The sequence below is a fragment of the Sphingopyxis sp. genome, assembly GCF_035686825.1.
GTDB lineage: Bacteria > Pseudomonadota > Alphaproteobacteria > Sphingomonadales > Sphingomonadaceae > Sphingopyxis.
The window spans coordinates 15294-31331 of record NZ_DASRYZ010000005.1 but is presented as its reverse complement, the minus strand read 5'-3'; the positions used below and the strand labels follow the sequence as shown (position 1 = coordinate 31331).

Sequence of the window (16038 nt, the reverse complement as noted above, 5' to 3'; positions counted from 1 at the left end):
AGGGAACGACCCGCACTTTTCGGCGGTTCAGGAACGGGGGCCAATCAAGAGGATGATCTTTTTCCGATGAATATGCGTAACCTGTTGCTTCCCGCCACCGCTCTCTCACTTGCTCTTGCCGCCTGTTCTGGCCCCGCTGAACCCGAAAAAACACCAACCGCCTCCTATGACGGAGAGGTCGTGCCGGAGGGGAAGGCGGCCGAAGCGCCGCCCCCGATCAAGCCCACCGACGTCCCGACGCGCGGCGGCGACGGATCGCCGATCGAACTCGCCGCGCTGACCGAGGCTGACGTCAGCGGCGCCAAGCTGAAGGGCGAGCTCGCGTGCAGCTTCGTCGACGCCGACGAGGAGGGCGCGCAGCCGATCCTGCTCGCGCAGGGTGATGTCGCATCGGCGGAGCCGTCGCGCGGCATCGTCAAGGTCGGCGACTCGATCGAGACGGTCTCCGCGAACGGCGGTTTCGATGCGATGGCAAAGGGTACGAAATTCTATGCGAAGGGATTGGAGCTTCGCGTCGCGCTGACTGGTCCGGCACAGGGCGAGGGCGAGTCGCCGCCGCGCCCCGCGACGCTGACCGCCGACCGCGCCGACGGTGCGCGGCGTGTCTTCGCCGGGCTGTGGCAGTGCGGCCCGTAGGAGCGCCGCGGGCCGAGGCGCCGACGCGATAGCGGTCAGGCGGCCACGCTTTCGTTCATTCCCACGATCATCCGATCCACCAGCGCGTCGACGGCGCTTTCGGCGGCGGCGATCGACCGCGCGAGGCGCGCGTCGGCGAACTCGTCATATTCGATGGCGATCGAGTCGGCGTCGCGCAGCCCGATATAGGCGAGGGGCGCTTTCAGTCCGGCCTCGACGAAATTCACGTCGGCTTGGCGCCCGCCCGGATCATAGCCGTAATCGCCGCGGGCGCCGAGGACGACCAGCCGTTTTCCGGCGGGCAGCATCGGCCAATAGGGCTCGCCCTCGCGTTTCCGGTCGAAACCGAAGGTGACGCCGACGCGCACGATATTGTCCAGCCAGGCCTTCAGCGGCGCCGGCATGCCGAAATTATACATGGGTGCCCCGATGACGACGAGATCGGCCGCCATCAGCTCGGCGATCAGCCGGTCGCTTTCGGCCAGCCGGGCGCGCTGCTCGTCGCTGCGTTTTTCGGGCGGGGAGAAGGCGGCGGCGATCCATTCGGCGTCGACATGCGCCGGCGGGGCAAGGCCGACATCGCGGTAGGCGACCCGGTCCTGCGGCCGCGCCCGCGACCATCGCTGCACGAACCGCGCGCTCAAACGCCGGCTGTGCGAGCCGTGCCGGTCCCGACCGGAAAGGCCCGGCCGGGCGCTGGAATCGATGTGGAGTATGCGAAATGCTGGCGCTTCAGGGAAGGTCATGAGATAATCCAGTTCATTTGTTTTGGTGACTGGATAAGAATATCTCTTTATAAAGCGTCCCGTCGAACGCGAATATCTCAGCCGATGGATCAATTTGCCTCATCCATGATGCGAAACCGGAAACTTCCGCCGCTTGGCACCTTGCGCGCATTCGAGGCGGCGGCGCGCCATCTCAGTTTTCGAAAGGCCGCGGACGAGCTTGGGGTGACGCCGACGGCGATCAGCCACCAGATCCGCCTGCTGGAGGATGTGCTGGGCCTCGCGCTGTTCATTCGTCAGGTGCGGCAGGTCGTGCTGACCGACGCGGGCGAGCGGCTCTATCCGACGTTGCGCGACGGCTTCGATATATTCGACCGGGCGCTTGCCGATCTTGCGCCGGCCCCGCGCCGCACGGCGGTGACATTGACCGCGACGATACAATTTACCGCGCGCAAGCTGCTGCCCGCACTCGGCTCGTTTCGTGAACGCTTTCCCGAATTCGATCTGCGGCTGCATTCCTCCGATGAGCCTGTCGATCTGACGGCGGGGCAGGCCGATGTGGCCGTTCGTTATGGCCGGGGTCCTTTCGACGGGCTGGTCGGCCAACCGCTTTTTTCGGAACGCTTCGGATTGCTTTGCAGCCCGAAGCTCGGCCTGTCCGCGCCGCAAGACCTCCTGCGCGCCACCTTGCTGCATGTCGAATGGCGCCGGCCCGCGAACGCACCCGATTGGCGGCGATGGGCGGGGCTTGCCGGGATGGAAGGGCTGGCCGTCGACGAAGGGCCGCGCTTCAATTCGGACGATCGTGCCCTGCAGGCCGCGGTCGCCGGGCATGGCGTTGCGATCGGCAGCCTGATCCTTGCCCGGCCCGAGATCGACGCGGGGTTGCTGATGCACCCCTTCGGCCCCGTCATCGAAGGGGACAGCTATCATATGCTCGCGACGCCGGCGAATATGGCCTGCGCCGACGTGCGGGCGGTCTGTGCCTGGCTCGTCGAATCCGTCGCGGGCCTCTCCTCTACCGCCCACCCCTTGCCCGCAACCTAAAACAGGTCTACATCGACCGCCGAATGGCCGCCCCGCGAGGGGCGGCCCTTATTATTTCCGCTTGGAGACTTTTCGTCATGGCCAATGCCAATCCGACCCCGCTGATGCCGCACGCGACCGCCGCCTGGCTGGTCGACAACACCGGGCTCACCTTCGGCCAGATCGCCGAATATTGCGGGATTCACATCCTTGAAGTGCAGGCGATCGCCGACGAGACCGCCGCGACCAAATATACCGGCCGCGACCCCGTCCGCGCGCACGAGCTGTCGATGGAAGAGATCGAAAAGGGCCAGAAGGACCCGAATTACAAGCTCAAGATGAGCGTGCAGGCGCAGGACACGATTCGCCGCACCCGCGGTCCGCGCTACACGCCCGTAAGCAAGCGCCAGGACAAGCCCGACGGCATCGCCTGGATCCTCAAGAACCATCCCGAAGTTTCGGACGGTGCGATCGGTAAGCTGATCGGTACCACGCGCAACACGATCGGCGCGATCCGCGACCGCAGCCACTGGAACAGCGCGAACATCGTCCCCAAGGATCCGGTGACGCTCGGCCTCTGCTCGCAGCGCGAACTCGATGCGCTCGTCGCCAAGGCGGCGAAAAAGGCGGGGATCAAGGCGCCCGAGGACAGCCGTTTCGAAGGCGACCGCGAAGCTTTGCTCGAGGAACTGCGCGCCGAACGCACCGCGGCCGCCGAAGCGCGCGCCGCCGAGGAAGCCGAAACCGACGGCGAAGCCTGAGGTGTCGGGGACGGACGAGGACAATATCCCGGCGGCCAGTGGCTCGCCGGACGCCTCGCTGACCCAGGACGACAGCTTTACCGCGACGAGCCACGCCGGCCTCACCTATCCGTGGGGCGAGGCGGCGCCCGGGCCCGGCGAGACGATCCGCATCGCGGACGGCATCAGCTGGGCGCGCATCCCGATGCCGGGCTCGCTCGGCCATATCAACAGCTGGCTGCTCGATGATGGCGACGGGGTTGCCGTCGTCGACACCGGCATCTGCCTGACGATGTGCTCCGACGCGTGGAAGGCGCTCTACGTGGGCGCGCTCAAGGACCGGCGGATCACGCGGGTCATCGGTACGCACCTGCACCCCGACCATATCGGTCTCGCGGGCTGGATCGCGAAGAAGCAGGGCGTCAAACTGTGGATGACGCGCGGCGAAATGCTGACCGCGCGCGCGATCGTCGCCGATTCATCCGACACCGCGCCCGACGAGGTGCTGACGCAGTCGCGCGCCGCGGGCTGGGACGCGGATGCGATCGAGGCGCAGCGGTCGCGCGGCTGGAACATGTTTCAGCGCATGATCTTCACGCTGCCGCGCTCCTATGTGCGGATCGCGGATGGTGAGACGCTCGACATGGGCGCGCACCGGTGGCGCGTCGTCACCGGTTCGGGGCACAGCCCCGAACATGCGTGCCTGTGGAACGAGCGCGAAGGCGTGCTGGTGTCGGGCGACCAGGTGCTGCCGCGGATCAGCTCGAACGTCTCGGTCAACATCACCGAACCCGACGCCGATCCCTTGGGCGAATGGCTCGCGTCGATCGACAAATTGCTCGCCACTGTGCCCGCCGACGTCGTCACCTGCCCCGCGCACGGCGAGCCTTTCAAGGGGCTGCACGTCCGCCTGATGGCGCTGCGCGACGAGCATCGCATGCGGCTTTACAATCTCGCCGAAGCCGCGGCGAAGGCGCCGATGCGTGCGGTCGACAGTTTCCCCCTGCTCTTCAATCGCCCGATCGGCGAGCATAATCAGGGGCTCGCGACCGGCGAGGCGCTCGCGCATCTCAAGCGGCTCGAGGTCGAAGGGCGCGTGAAGCGCGAGGAGCGCGACGGGGTGTGGTGGTATCACGGGGTGGCGTGAGGCTGCTTGCCTGACGTCGGCTTTGGGGGTGGGGAGCGGACGTTGCTACCCCAACCTTCGTCATCCCGGACTTGATCCGGGATCCATTGCGTCGCCGAAGTCATGGACCCCGGATCAAGTCCGGGGTGACGATGCAATAAAGGTCGGCCTTCGGCCGAAACCCGCCGCGCGCTCGGTTTATCGCGGCCTTTGCATGATCCAGCTGAACGCCATCGCGTTGAAGATCGTATAGAGGCCATAGAGCATCAGCGCGGCGAACCAGTTCCGCGTCGCGATCGCCATCGCGCCGACGAGCAGCAGGAATTCGAAGACGTAGGTGATGTTCGGCCCGACCTTGTCCGCAAGCGGCTTCACCATCTGCTGGATCAGCGGATCGTCGCTTTCCATGAAGGCGCGGTGCATCGCGAAATTGCCGATGCCGGCACAGAAAATGGCGATGAGCGCGATATACATAGGTTTGCAGATGGGGCAGCCGGGGTGGAAATACCAGAAACTTTCGGGTTATAGGGGCGCGTCGTCCGCGCGCCGGCCCCGCGCGAACGATCGAACGAACCCGGCTTCCGCCCCCGCAAGAAGGACGTCTTCGTGACAGCTCTCCCCCGCCTGGCCGCGCTTTGTCTGCCTCTCGCGTTCGCCGTACCGCTGGCGCATGCTTCGCAGGAACCGGTCGACCCGACGCAGCCCGACCCGCTGCTCGTCAATCCTCTGCTCGTCGACCCGGTGGTGGCGAGCCCGCTCCCGGTCGTGCTCGTGCCGCCCGATCCGCCGCTGCCCGATGCGCTGCGCGCGATGATCAACGCCGCCTTTGCGAGCGGCAACAATGACGATGTCGAAGCGGTGGCAAAGTTCGCCCGGCAGACGCATCCGGCCAATATCGGCGAAATCGACGCGCTGCTCGCTTATTATCGCAGCGGGCACCCGCCGGAGGTTCCGTTCGATCCGGTGCGCAATATGCTCGCCGCGGCGATGGCGAGCGGCAAGGACGCCGATGTCGAGGCGGTGGCGAAGCTCGCCAAGGCCACCACACCGGAGGACGCCGCCGAAATCGAGGAACAGGTGGTCGCCTATCGCGCCGAACGGCAGCGATTGAAGGACGAGGCGGCGGCGGCGGCGCGCGCGAAACTGGCAGCGGCGAAATTCTGGGAGAATTGGAAAGGCGAGGGGCAGATCGGCGCCTCGCACAGCAGCGGCAACACCAGTTCGGCCGGCCTCAGCGCGGGCCTCGCGCTCGCGCGCAAGGGGATCGACTGGACCCATAAGCTGCGCGCGCAGGCCGATTACCAACGCACCAACGGCAAGACGTCGGTCGAACGCTATCTGGCCGAGCTGGAGCCGCAATACCGGATCGACGAGCGCACCTTCGCCTTTGGCCTGACCCGCTGGGAACATGACCGGATTTTGGGTTATGACACGCGCTGGAACCTATCGGGCGGGCTCGGCTACAAGGTGGTCGACACCAAGAAGATGACGCTGAGCCTGAAGGGCGGACCGGCGTTCCGTCAGACCGACTTCATCGACGGCAGCAACGACACCGAGTTGACCGCGCTCGCGGGGCTCGATTTCGGCTGGCAATTGTCGCCGACGTTGCGGCTGACGCAGGTTGCATCGACGATCGTCGGCGAATCCAACGGCTCGACCAGCTCGCAAACCGCGCTCAATGCCAAGCTGACCGGTGCGCTGTCGGCGCGCATCGCCTATTCGGCGCAGATCGACACGAACCCGCCGCCGGGGATCGAAAAGGTCGACACGCAGACGCGCTTCACGCTGGTCTACGGCTTCTAGTCGAACGCATCGGAACCGCCGATCCGCTCGCCCTCGGCGAGCAGGCCGACGCCGGGGACATGGTTGAACTCTACGCGGATGCCGTCCGGGTCTTCGAACAGGATCGAATAATAGCCGGGCGCCCACGGCTCCTCCCGCGGCGCGTGGACGATGCGGATGTCGTCGCGGTGCGCGAGGAAGGCATGAACCCGGTCGACCGCGGCGCAGTCGCGCATCCGGAAGCAGGCATGATGCAGCCCCGGCGCGCCCTGGTCGAAGCGCTTGCCGGCATTTTCGGGGCTGCCGGTGCGGATACCGATCGCGGTGCGCCCGCCGACGCCATAGAGCATATGTTCGCTGTCGAGCACGAGCTTGAGCTCGAGATATTCGATCATCGCGCGCCAGAAGGCGGTCGATCGTGCGAAATCGCCCGCGGTCAGGATGACATGCGCGACGCCGTTGAGGTCGCTCATTTTATCGCGGCGAGGACATAGAGAAATTCGGCGAAACCCATCGTCGCGTCGACGAGACCGGCGACCTTGGGGTTGGTCGAATCGATCAGATAATATTCGTCGGGGGCGTGCGCGCCCGACCCGTGGCCGATGCCGAAATGCGCGGCGGGGATCGACACCGGCGGCGCGGTGAAGGTCGCGCCCGGCCAGCTTCCCGCCATCCGCGGGTTGAGGCTCGTCGCGACGCCGAGCTTCTTGTAAGTCGCGAGTTCGGAGCGGACGAGGCGGCTGTCTTCGGCGACTTCGGTCGGGTCGTAACCGCCCGAGACATTGACCTCGACATCCTTGAAGCCATGCTTGTCGAGATGCGCGCGCAGCTTCTTTTCGGCCTCGGCGCGCGTCTGGTTGGGAACGAGGCGGAGGTCGAGCTTGGCGACCGCGCGGCCGGGCAGGATCGTCTTGCCGCCGGGGCCGGTATAGCCCGCGACGAGCCCCTCGATATTGACCGTCGGCTCCTGCGCGAGGCGGATCAGCGCGTCGTCGTAGGAGAGATTGTCGATCCAGTGGGTGATGCCGAGCGCCTGTTTCTGCTGCGCTTCGTCGCCCGCTTTGGCGGCTTCGCGGATCAGCGTCTTTTCGCGTTCGGTGAGCGGGCGGACATTTTCGAACCAGCCCTCGATCGCGGGCTTGTTGCCATCGGGGGTGACGAGCGTCTGGAGCGCCTGCACCAGCCGCCATGCGGGCGAGTCGACCATCGCCTTGAGGCTCGAATGGACGTCGCCCTTGGGCCCGCGGCCCCATTTCTCGCCGCTCGCGACCAGTTCGAGTTCGATGATGCCTTTCGACCCGAGGTTGACCGTGACGTTGCCGGTCTTCCCTTGTGAGGCGAAGGGGATGAAGATGCCCTCGCACTTCTTCAATGCGGCGAGGATGTTGGGCTTGGTCGCGATCTGGCGGAAGTGCGGCGATCCGATCTCCTCCTCGCCTTCGCAGACGAGCACGATGTTCACCGGCAGCTTGCGCCCCGCGGCGCGGATCGCGTGGAGCGCGGCGAGGAAGCTCGCCTCGGGCCCCTTCTGGTTGACGGCGCCGCGGCCCATGATCGCCTGCCCGAAACCCGGGCGCTCGACCATCTTGCCTTCGAGCGGCGGCGATGACCATTCGGCGGCGTCGAACTGCTTGACGTCGTACATGAAATAGATGCCGAGCGTGCGCGGGGCGCCGACGTCGATCGTGCCGAAGACGCCGGGATGGCCGTCGGTGGGGACGATCTCGACATTGGTGAAGCCCGCATCCTTGGCGAGCTCGGCCATATAGGCCGCGCCCTCGGTCATGTTGCGGTCCTCGGCGGCGATCGAGGGCAGGGCGATCCAGTCGCGGATGCGCTTGATCGAAGCGTCCTTGCCGGCTTCGGCGGCCTTGCGGATGTCGGCAATGCTTCCCGACTGTGCCCAGAGCGGGATGGGCTGCATCAACGCCGCGCCCGCCCCCAGCATCGCGGTGCCGCGGATGATGTCGCGGCGGTTCAGTCGGTCAAGCTCCCGGAAATCCATCACAAGTCCCCTGCTGCTTTGAATGCGAAGCAATGTGCCGCATCGCCAGCGAAACGCAAGGCCGTGCCGGGAACTTACCGTTACAGGGTCAGGATCGGATGTGCCGGAGGCTATGCTTTCTCCAGAAGTCCCTCGTCGGCAATCCGCTTCTGCCATAGCTTCGGCGCGTTGACGTGGACGTTCTGGCCGTCGCTGTCGACCGCGACGGTGACGGGGAAGTCGTTGACCTCGAACTCGTAGATCGCCTCCATGCCGAGGTCGGCGAAGCCGACGACCTTGCTGCCCTTGATCGCGCGCGCCACCAGATACGCCGCGCCGCCGACCGCCATCAGGTATGCGCTCTTGTGCTTGGCGATCGCCTGCGTCGCGGCGGGGCCGCGTTCGGCCTTGCCGACGCAGGCGAGCAGGCCTTGATCGAGCATCATGTCCATGAACTTGTCCATACGCGTCGCGGTCGTCGGGCCGGCGGGGCCGACAATTTCTTCGCCGACCGGATCGACCGGGCCGACATAATAGATGACGCGGCCCTTGAACTCGACGGGCAGCTCTTCGCCCTTGGCGAGCATGTCGGCGATGCGCTTGTGCGCGGCGTCGCGGCCGGTGAGCATCTTGCCATTGAGCAATAGCCGGTCGCCCTGCTTCCAGCTCGCGACGACTTCGGGGGTGAGATTGTCGAGGTCGACGCGGATCGCGGCCTTGTCGGGCGCCCAGTCGATCTTCGGATAGTCGGCGAGTACGGGCGGTTCGAGGAAGGCGGGGCCGCTGCCGTCGAGCGTCACATGCGCGTGACGCGTCGCGGCGCAATTGGGGATCATCGCGACCGGCTTCGACGCGGCGTGCGTCGGCCAGTCATTGATCTTGACGTCGAGCACGGTCGCGAGGCCGCCGAGCCCCTGCGCGCCGATGCCGAGCGCATTGACCTTTTCATAAAGTTCGATGCGCAGTTCCTCGGTCGGGTTCGCGGGGCCCCGCGCGAGCAGCTCGGTCATGTCGATCGGGTCCATCAGCGACTGTTTGGCGAGCAGCATCGCCTTTTCGGCGGTGCCGCCGATGCCGATGCCGAGCATCCCCGGCGGGCACCAGCCGGCACCCATCTGCGGGACCATTTCGAGCACCCAGTCGACGATCGAGTCCGACGGGTTCATCATCTTGAACTTCGACTTGTTCTCGCTGCCGCCGCCCTTTGCGGCGACATCGATCACGACCTTGTTCCCCGGCACCATCTCGACATTGAGCACCGACGGCGTGTTGTCCTTGGTGTTCACACGGCTGAACGCGGGGTCGGCGAGGATCGAGGCACGGAGCTTGTTTTCGGGGTGGAGATAGGCCTTGCGCACGCCCTCGTCGACGACCTGCTGCAGGCTGCGCGGGCTGTCGAGGCGGCAGTCCATGCCCCATTTGATGAAGATGGTGACGATGCCGGTGTCCTGGCAGATCGGGCGATGCCCCTCGGCGCACATGCGGCTGTTCGACAGGATCTGCGCCATCGCGTCCTTCGCGGCGGGCGACACTTCGCGTTCATAGGCCGCGCCCAATGCGCGGATATAGTCCATCGGATGGAAATAGCTGATGTACTGGAGCGCGTCGGCGATCGTTTCGATGAGGTCGTCTTCGCGGATGATCACGGTGTTCATGTGCAGCCTTTCGCCCTTTTTCGGGATTCGCCGCCTCCCTAGACCCACATCGCGGGAGTGGAAAGGGGGGTCAGGTGCGGCGGCGGCCGAAGACGCGGCGGACGGGCGCGATGGCTTCGGATGCGGCCGGTTCGGGCGCCGTGTCGCTCCAACCGGCCAGCGGACGGTTACGGGCGAGAGCCTGCCAACTGCCCGCCGCGGCCAGCGCGAGAAGCAGCAGCCAGCCGCCCGCGGCCGAAGGAATCAGCGCCCAGGCGAAGGCGGCGGGGGTGATGAGCGCCATCACGGTCGGGATCGCGGCGAGGATTGCGAGCGTCCCGAACAGCGCCCACCAACGGCCGAGCCGCGTCGCCGCCGCGCCGATCATGACGTTGGTCGCCGCGAGCAGCAGGAATTTGGCGGCGACGGGGTAGGGGAGGCTCGCCATCGCGGGCGAATAGTCGCCAAGCGTGAAGGCGGCCTGGATGTCGAAGAGCAGCCAGTTTTCCCATGCATCGCACAGCGCCGCGGCGACCGGCAGCACGGCGGCGGCGAGCAGCGCGCGATGCCGAAGCTCGCGCCACAAGGCGATGCAGCCGCTGACGAGAAAGCCCGCATAGAGCATCATATAGAGATAGTCGCGCTCGTTGCCGGCGCGCATCGCGGCGAGGCGCGCCACCTGCTGCGGGTCGGTGAAGAAGCCGAAGATCGCTTCGAGGTCGGCCTGGCTGCCCGCGAATTCGAACGCGAGCACCGGGGCGCCATAGCCGGGCGCGATATCATGGCCGGTCTGCGGAAAGACCTGACCCAGATAGAGGCCGAAGAGCAGCGTCGCGATTCCGAACGCGAGCGTCCAGATCCACGCGCGCGTCGGCGCGGGCGGGCGCGCGTGCTGCGTCTCGATCCAATGCTGAAGCCCCCCGAACACGCCCTTAGCCGTCCGGTGGAGCGCGGCGGCTCACCTTATTGGCACTCGGCGCATTTGCCGCGCACCTCAATCACCGGGCGCTCGGCGGCGAAGCCGGTGGCGTTCGCGGCGGCGCGGACCCCGGTCGACAGCTTGTCGTCGTCGACATGCACCGCGGTGCCGCAGCTGTCGCAGATCAGGAAGATGCAGTCGTGGAGGCAGCCCGGATGGCTGTTCGCGACGAAGGCGTTGGCGCTCTCGACCCGGCGGACGAGGTTGTTCGCGACGAACAGGTCGAGGATGCGATAGACGCTGTTCGGCGCGACGCGCTTGCCGCGCTTCTGCGAGACGATGTCGGCGATTTCATAGGCGCTCGCGGGTTTGCCGATTTCGGCGACCGCGTCGAAAATCTCGGCGCGCATGTCGGTCCAGGCTTCGCCCGCGCCCTCGAGCGCCGTCTGCGCCGCCTTGGCGAGCGAGGCGCCGCTGGCCTCGACGTGCGGATGATCATGCTTGCCCATGGCGTTTCCTCACGCGCGGATAATTCCGCGCTAACTACGCTTCCAATGTAGGCTCTTTAGGGGGCGCCCGCAAGCCGCGGACCGGTCCGTTTCGGCGGACGCGTCAGTGCCGCGCGCGGCGGTTGAGGTCGTGGCCCAATGCGACCACGGCGACGCCGATCATCGTCGCGATCACTTCGCTGCCGTCGTGCGGCCGCGACAGCGCGCCCGCCATCATGCCGAGCCCGAAGCTGCCGACCGCGAAGGGCATCATATAGCCATGGCTGAGCACGCCCGAGACGAGCGTGATCAGCGCGAAGCCGATCGCGATGATCAGTCCGATCTCGTGGAACAGGTGATTGTCGAGGAAGACGCCGCCGACCGAGGCGATCGAGGCGAAGAAGATCGTCGTCGCGAGGCAGTGGACGAGGCAGAGCCCCGACAGCCCCATCGCGAGCTGGTCGCCCGACAGCGAGGTCAGCGGCCGTGAATCGCGCGCAGCCCGGACCAGCGCGCTGAAGCGCGTCAGAACAGGGGCATGGCTGGCGACATGGGTCACCCGATTCTCCGTTAAAGCAATTGCGAACGGAGATATGGCATAATATGACAAAGGTTACAATGTCTCATTGCCATTGGCGCGAACAAAATATCGGACGAGCCGAAGAGCGCTCTACGCCCCCTCTTCCGCGCGCAGCGCCTTCCGGTCGAGCTTGCCGATCATCGTTTTGGGCAGGTTCAGCCGCACGTCCACCGCGTTCACCCGCTCATGCTTGCCGAGCTGGGGGTTGAGCCAGGCGGCGAGCGCCTCGCCGCTGACGTTGAAACCCTCCTCGAGCGTCACGAAGGCTTTCGGCGCCTCGCCGCGATAGGCGTCGGGAACGCCGAGCACGATCGCTTCCTTGACCGCGGGATGTTCATAGAGATGCGCCTCGATCACGCTCGGATAGACCTTGAACCCGCCCACCGCGATCATGTCCTTCAGCCGGTCGACGATGCGGATATAACCGCCCTCCTCGACCACCGCGACGTCGCCGGTGCGCAGCCAGCCGTCGTCGGTGAAGCTGTCCTTGTCGGCGTCGGGGCGGTTCCAGTAACCCTGCATGATCTGCGGCCCCTTCACCGCAAGCTCGCCGGGTTCACCGTCGGGCGCGTCCTTGGTCGGGTCCTCCTTGTCGAGCAGGCGGATATGCGTCGCGGGGATCGGCTGGCCGATCGTGCCCGCCCGGACCGGCCCTTCATAAGGGTTGGTCGCAACGACCCCCGAGCTTTCGGTAAGACCATAGCCTTCGACGAGCGAGGCGCGGGTGGCGGCGACGAATTTCTCGCGCAGCTCGGCGGGCATCGGCGCGCCGCCCGAGATGCAGACGCGCAGGCTCGAGAAGTCGGTGGCGGCGAGTTCGGGATGATCGAGCAACGCCTGATACATCGTCGGCACGCCGGGCAGCGCCGTCGTCTTCGTCCGCGTGATCGCCTCGAGCGCCTGCTTCGCGTCGAAGCGCGGCAGCATCGTGATCGTGCCGCCGTTGAGTATCGTGCGGTTGAGCACGCAGGTGTTGGCGAAGACGTGGAAGAAAGGCAGCACGCCGAGGATGCGGTCCTCGGCATCATGGTCGGGGTCGATCGCGTTCACCTGCCGCGCGTTGGCGGTGAGGTTCTGGTGCGTCAGCTTGGCGCCCTTCGGCGTTCCCGTGGTGCCGCCGGTATATTGGATGAGCGCGATGTCGGTTTGCGCGTCGATCGCGACAGGCTCGGGCTTGCCGTCATTGTCGGTGAGGGCGGAAAAGCGGATGACGCGCGGGTCGTCGGGCAGCGCCGCGACCTCGCTGCGCTTGAACAGGCGATAGAGCACCGATTTCGCCGCCGGCAACCCGCCCGCGACCGAGCCGACGACGAGGCGTTTGAGACTCGATCCGTCGAGCACCTGCAAGGCGGTGGGCAGGAGCGCGGCGGCGCTCAGCGTGAAGAGCGTGTCGGTGCCCGAATCCTCGACCTGCGCCTCGAGCTCGGCCACGGTATAGAGCGGCGAGAAATTGACCACCGTCGCGCCCGCCATGAGCGCCCCATAATAGGCCGCGACATAATGCGGCACGTTGGGGAGGAATAGGCCGATGCGGCCGCCCTTGCCGAGCCCCAGCTGCTGGAGCCCGCGCGCGACGCGCGCCGCGCCGCGCGCCACCTCGGCATAGCCGAACTGGCGTCCCATGAAGTCGAGCATCGGCGCATCGCCGCGCCGGGCCACGCTGGCGGCGAGCATGTCGGGCAGCGAGAGCGGCGGATAATCCTGATTCCAGGCCGTCGGGTGGTGATAATCGGTCGACCAGGAAAAGCGGCTGTCCATCGCGGGCGGGATCCTCTCGAATATTGTTCGGCTTCCTGACACTAGGGTCAGTAAGCCGCGACCGCAACCGGGCTCGCTTGCGGCGCGGCGCCGCTGCGGCTAGGCAGCGCATATCGTTCTCGCCAGGGGTTTTACCATGCCGCAGCTGTCATCGCGTGTCGCCGCGCCGCTCGTCCTCCTCGCCGGCGCGCTCGCCGTTCCGGCGGCCGCGAAGGACAAGCTGCCCTCCGAGCGCCCGGCGCAGATCCAGGAACTCTACGCGTGCCGCGACATCGCCGACGCGGCGGCGCGGCTCGCCTGTTTCGATCGCGAAGTCGGCGAATTGTCGAGCGCCGACCATGCGCGCGAGATCACCTTCACCGACCGCGAGACCGCCAAAAAGGCGCGGCGCGGGCTGTTCGGCTTTTCCTTTCCCAAGCTCGGCGGAATTTTCGGCGGCGACGAGGATGAGGTCAAGGAAATCGAAACGACGATCCGTTCGGTCAGCATGGACCGGTCGGGCAAATATACGCTGGCAATGGAAGACGATGCGGTGTGGACGCAGATCGACACGACGCGGCTGCCGCGCCAGCCCAAGGCGGGGCAGAAGGTCAAGATCAAGGTCGCGACGATGGGCAGCTATTTCGCCTCGATCGAAGGCGGCCGCACGATCCGCATGAAGCGCGACCGCTGATAGCCGCCGGGCACGCGATCGATTTCGTGAGATAGCGATGGCGGGCGGCGACGCGATCCCCGTGCCGGGGCCGGGCTGCCCGCCCTTCGTGCTGCTCGACGACGCGCGCGCCGAGGGGGCCGCGGCGGCGCGGCTGTTCGTCGATCCGGTCAAGGTGCTAACCGCCTATTCGGCTGCGGACGTGCCCTACCTGCTTTCGGCGCTCGAAAGCGCGCAGGCGCGCGGGCTCCATGCCGCGGGTTATCTGGCGTATGAGGCGGGGAAGGGGCTTGGTCCCGCATGGCGCGGGGCGGTGGACGCCGACGTCGTCGCGGCTCCGGTCGGCTGGTTTGGCCTGTTCGAACGCGCTCGCCGGATCGAAGCGGACAAGGTGGCGGACCTGCTCCCCGATCCGTCGTCTGCGTGGGTCGGCAAGGTCGCGCCGCGCATTGCACGCACCGACTATCTCGCGGCGGTCGACGCCGTGCTGGCGCTGATCCGCGCGGGCGACATCTATCAGGCGAATCTGACCTTCCGCGCCCACGTGCCGGTGTTCGGCAACCCGCTCGCCGTCCATGCGCGGCTGCGGCGGACGGCGCGCGCGGGCTATGGCGGGGTGATCTGGACGGGTGAACGGGCGATCGTGTCGCATTCCCCCGAGCTTTTCTTTGCGCTGAAGGGTGGCCAGTTGATGGCGCGGCCGATGAAGGGGACGGCGGCGCGACTTGCCGATCCCGAAGCCGACGCGGCCGCCGCCCGCGACCTTGCCGAAGATCCCAAGCAGCGCGCCGAAAATCTGATGATCGTCGACCTGATCCGCAACGACCTGTCGCGCGTCGCGATGCCGGGGTCGGTCGCGGTGCCCGATCTGTTCCGCGTCGAAAGCTTTCCGACGATCCATCAGCTCGTCTCGGACGTCAGTGCGAGGTTGCCCGAAGGTTCTGGCGCGGTCGATGTGCTGCGCGCCGCCTTTCCGTGCGGGTCGATCACCGGCGCGCCCAAGGTGCGCGCGATGGAAATCATCGACGAACTCGAAACCGACGCGCGCGGACTTTACACGGGGTCGATCGGTTTTATCGAACCGGGGGGCGATGCCGCGTTCAATGTCGCGATCCGCACGCTCGTCTTCCCGCAAGGCGGGTTGCACGATGGGCCGGCTTGCGCCACGCGCGACTTGCAGGAAGGCGCCGCTTGCGCCACGCTGGGGCTCGGTTCTGGAATCGTCGCCGATAGCCAACCGGCTGAAGAATGGCGCGAATGTCTGGCCAAGGGGGAATTTGTGGTTGCAGCGGGCGAAAGCTTCGACCTGATCGAGACGATGCTCTTCGATCCCGTCGAGGGCATCCAGCGGCTCGAGGGGCATCTCGCGCGGATGAAGGCGAGCGCCGAGACGCTGGGCTTTACCTTCGACCGGCACGGTGCGCGCAACAGCCTGCAATCGGCGACCTTCCGCCTGCGCAGCGCCGCGCGCGTGCGGATGCGCCTCGCACCGTCGGGCGCGCTCGCGATCGAGGTGTCGCCGCTGCCCCGCCTCGCCGAATTGCCGGTGCCGGTCGCGGTGCGCTCCGCCCCGATGGCGGCGGGCGACTTTCGTCTCGCGCACAAGACCAGCCTGCGCGCCGTCTATGATAGCGCGCGGCACGAGAGCGGCGCGGCCGAGGTCGTTTTCGTCGACGAGCCGGGCTTCGTCACCGAAGGTAGCTGGAGCAATATCTTCGTCGAGCGCGAGGGCCAGTTGCTCACGCCGCCGCTGGCGCTGGGGCTGCTTCCCGGCGTGCTGCGCGCCGAGCTGATCGACAAGGGGCGCGCGGTCGAATCGCACCTTCGCCTCGCCGATCTCGAAAGCGGCTTCTTCATCGGCAACAGCTTGCGCGGATTGGTCCCGGCGCGGCTCGCGGACGCTGCGGCATCCGCGATAGGCTGACCTGCCCGCCGCATAGGTAAATTATCAAGCTGCGCGCTTGCGAATGTCGGTCGGACGTTATAGG

The 16038-nt window shown here is 66.7% G+C and carries 16 protein-coding genes; 7 read left to right on the top strand and 9 right to left on the bottom strand.

All coding sequences use genetic code 11. The features are described from left to right. The first annotated feature begins 180 nt into the window (after nucleotides 1-180). Nucleotides 181-636 carry a hypothetical protein gene (locus tag VFG17_RS11285; protein WP_325029572.1) on the top strand — a complete coding sequence of 152 codons (456 nt, stop codon included), beginning with the start codon at nucleotides 181-183 and terminating at the stop codon, nucleotides 634-636. Nucleotides 637-671: 35 nt separating this feature from the next. Here VFG17_RS11285 and VFG17_RS11280 read toward each other — a convergent pair whose 3' ends face one another. Then, nucleotides 672-1382 carry an FMN-dependent NADH-azoreductase gene (locus tag VFG17_RS11280; RefSeq protein ID WP_325029571.1) on the bottom strand — a complete coding sequence of 237 codons (711 nt, stop codon included), beginning with the start codon at nucleotides 1380-1382 and terminating at the stop codon, nucleotides 672-674. On the opposite strand from VFG17_RS11280, the gene VFG17_RS11275 reads away from it, so the two are divergent. From VFG17_RS11275 to VFG17_RS11265, 3 genes are all read left to right on the top strand, one after another. Beyond that, nucleotides 1299-2408, top strand: a complete 1110-nt coding sequence (locus VFG17_RS11275) for a LysR substrate-binding domain-containing protein (protein ID WP_325029570.1) — start codon at nucleotides 1299-1301, stop codon at nucleotides 2406-2408. The two genes, VFG17_RS11280 and VFG17_RS11275, sit on opposite strands and share 84 nt — an antisense overlap. A gap of 104 nt (nucleotides 2409-2512) precedes the next feature. Continuing rightward, nucleotides 2513-3148: a DUF1013 domain-containing protein gene (locus tag VFG17_RS11270; protein WP_325029880.1), complete on the top strand. Its 636-nt coding sequence runs from the start codon at nucleotides 2513-2515 to the stop codon at nucleotides 3146-3148. 1 nt (nucleotide 3149) lies between these two features. Continuing rightward, on the top strand, nucleotides 3150-4274 hold the full coding sequence (locus tag VFG17_RS11265) for an MBL fold metallo-hydrolase (protein WP_325029569.1): 1125 nt from the start codon (nucleotides 3150-3152) through the stop codon (nucleotides 4272-4274). A gap of 177 nt (nucleotides 4275-4451) precedes the next feature. On the opposite strand, the gene VFG17_RS11260 is transcribed toward VFG17_RS11265, so the two are convergent. Continuing rightward, the gene (locus tag VFG17_RS11260; protein ID WP_325029568.1) at nucleotides 4452-4727 is read right to left on the bottom strand and encodes a hypothetical protein; all 276 of its coding nucleotides are present in this window, start codon (nucleotides 4725-4727) and stop codon (nucleotides 4452-4454) included. A gap of 132 nt (nucleotides 4728-4859) precedes the next feature. Between VFG17_RS11260 and VFG17_RS11255 the strand changes: the two genes are divergently transcribed. Further along, on the top strand, nucleotides 4860-6056 hold the full coding sequence (locus VFG17_RS11255; RefSeq protein WP_325029567.1) for a DUF481 domain-containing protein: 1197 nt from the start codon (nucleotides 4860-4862) through the stop codon (nucleotides 6054-6056). Here VFG17_RS11255 and VFG17_RS11250 read toward each other — a convergent pair. The 7 genes from VFG17_RS11250 to VFG17_RS11220 all read right to left on the bottom strand — a co-directional run bounded on the left by VFG17_RS11250 (nucleotide 6053) and on the right by VFG17_RS11220 (nucleotide 13398). Continuing rightward, nucleotides 6053-6508: a VOC family protein gene (locus tag VFG17_RS11250; RefSeq protein WP_325029566.1), complete on the bottom strand. Its 456-nt coding sequence runs from the start codon at nucleotides 6506-6508 to the stop codon at nucleotides 6053-6055. The two genes, VFG17_RS11255 and VFG17_RS11250, sit on opposite strands and share 4 nt — an antisense overlap. Then, entirely contained in the window at nucleotides 6505-8040 is a 1536-nt protein-coding gene (locus VFG17_RS11245) for a M20/M25/M40 family metallo-hydrolase (protein ID WP_325029565.1), read from the bottom strand. Before VFG17_RS11245 ends, VFG17_RS11250 begins: the two co-directional genes overlap by 4 nt. 110 nt (nucleotides 8041-8150) lie before the next feature. Beyond that, nucleotides 8151-9674 carry a fumarate hydratase gene (locus VFG17_RS11240; protein ID WP_325029564.1) on the bottom strand — a complete coding sequence of 508 codons (1524 nt, stop codon included), beginning with the start codon at nucleotides 9672-9674 and terminating at the stop codon, nucleotides 8151-8153. A 70-nt stretch (nucleotides 9675-9744) separates the two neighbouring features. Further along, entirely contained in the window at nucleotides 9745-10581 is an 837-nt protein-coding gene (locus VFG17_RS11235) for a hypothetical protein (RefSeq protein ID WP_325029563.1), read from the bottom strand. 35 nt (nucleotides 10582-10616) lie between these two features. Then, nucleotides 10617-11081 (bottom strand): Fur family transcriptional regulator, encoded by a 465-nt coding sequence (locus VFG17_RS11230; protein WP_037557254.1) that lies wholly within the window; start codon nucleotides 11079-11081, stop codon nucleotides 10617-10619. Between the two features lie 103 nt (nucleotides 11082-11184). Next, nucleotides 11185-11619: a MerC domain-containing protein gene (locus VFG17_RS11225; RefSeq protein WP_325029562.1), complete on the bottom strand. Its 435-nt coding sequence runs from the start codon at nucleotides 11617-11619 to the stop codon at nucleotides 11185-11187. Between the two features lie 111 nt (nucleotides 11620-11730). Beyond that, on the bottom strand, nucleotides 11731-13398 hold the full coding sequence (locus tag VFG17_RS11220; RefSeq protein ID WP_325029561.1) for a long-chain fatty acid--CoA ligase: 1668 nt from the start codon (nucleotides 13396-13398) through the stop codon (nucleotides 11731-11733). A 136-nt stretch (nucleotides 13399-13534) separates the two neighbouring features. On the opposite strand from VFG17_RS11220, the gene VFG17_RS11215 reads away from it, so the two are divergent. Then, nucleotides 13535-14071, top strand: coding sequence for a hypothetical protein (locus tag VFG17_RS11215; protein WP_325029560.1), 537 nt, complete (start codon nucleotides 13535-13537; stop codon nucleotides 14069-14071). Nucleotides 14072-14108: 37 nt separating this feature from the next. After that, nucleotides 14109-15974 carry an aminodeoxychorismate synthase component I gene (pabB, locus tag VFG17_RS11210; RefSeq protein ID WP_325029559.1) on the top strand — a complete coding sequence of 622 codons (1866 nt, stop codon included), beginning with the start codon at nucleotides 14109-14111 and terminating at the stop codon, nucleotides 15972-15974. Nucleotides 15975-16038: the final 64 nt, after the last annotated feature.